The following is a 1,160-nucleotide window of genomic DNA, read 5'->3' on the forward strand; positions in this document are numbered from 1 at the left end:
GCCACAGCAAGCTCCCTCACCACAGAAGCTCCCTTGCCACAGCAAGCTCCCTCACCACAGAAACTCCTTCGCCATACCGGTGCTATTCTGGCGGTTCATGCCGCCATGCCTGTTTCTGATGAACAACAAGAAAGATACCGTGCCCCTACCTGAAGACCTGCGGGTTTTCCTGACCGTGATCCGCAAGGCCGGCTTCGCTGCGGCTGCCGACGAGCTGGGTTTGTCCCCGGCCTACGTCAGCAAGCGTATCCAGATTCTCGAAACCACCCTCGCCACCCGCCTGCTGCACCGCACCAGCCGCCGTATCGCCCTGACCGAAGATGGCGAGCGTGTGCAGCGCTGGGCCGTGCGGATTCTCGAAGACTTCCAGCAGTTGTCCGATGAGCTTTCCGACGCCCACGACAGCCCGCGCGGCCACCTGCATTTGTGCAGCAGCTTCGGTTTCGGCCGTAACCATGTGGCACCGGCCTTGTCGCTATTGGCCGAACAATACCCGGACCTGGAGATTCGCCTGGACCTGTTCGACCGGGTGGTGGATATCGTCAGCGAGGGTTTCGACCTGGAGATTCGCGTGGGCGACGACATCCCCGGGCAACACATCGGTCGCCGGCTGGTGAGTAACCGGCGGGTGCTGTGTGCGGCGCCCGCCTACCTCGAACGCCGTGGTGTGCCGCAGCACTTGAGCGACCTGGAACAGCACGACTGCCTGGTGCTCAAGGAGCGCGACAACGCGTTTGGCATCTGGCACCTGGAGCGCGATGGCGTGCAGGACAGCGTGCGCGTGCGCGGGCCGTTGTCGTCGAATAACGGCGAGATCGTCTTGCAATGGGCCCTGGACGGGCGCGGCGTGTTGCTGCGTTCGATGTGGGATGTGAAGCCGCTGCTGGAGCAAGGGAAACTGGTGCAGGTGCTGCACGACTACACCCAGAGCGCCAACGTGTGGGCGGTGTACCCGACGCGGCTGGCCTACTCCGGGAAGTTGCGGGCGTGTGTGGAGTTTTTGCAGGAGCACTTCAAGGGGTTGTCGATTTAGCGTGCCGGGTTTGAGTACATATCCGTTGCTGCGGTAACGGCCGCTGACGGTTCTGCTCTTACAGCGGCCTACCGGCCGGCTTGAGTGTTGTAGAGCAAAAAGCCAAATCAAAAGCGGGCACGGTCCA

At 62.3% G+C, this 1,160-nt stretch carries 1 protein-coding gene; it reads left to right on the forward strand.

The features are described from left to right. Positions 1–118 precede the first annotated feature (118 nt). The gene (locus HX846_RS24210) at positions 119–1,033 is read left to right on the forward strand and encodes a LysR substrate-binding domain-containing protein (protein WP_173883068.1); all 915 of its coding nucleotides are present in this window, start codon (positions 119–121) and stop codon (positions 1,031–1,033) included. Positions 1,034–1,160 lie beyond the last annotated feature (127 nt).

Origin of the sequence: Pseudomonas sp. K5002 (genome assembly GCF_013386655.1) — a bacterium.
Taxonomy (GTDB): Bacteria; Pseudomonadota; Gammaproteobacteria; order Pseudomonadales; family Pseudomonadaceae; genus Aquipseudomonas.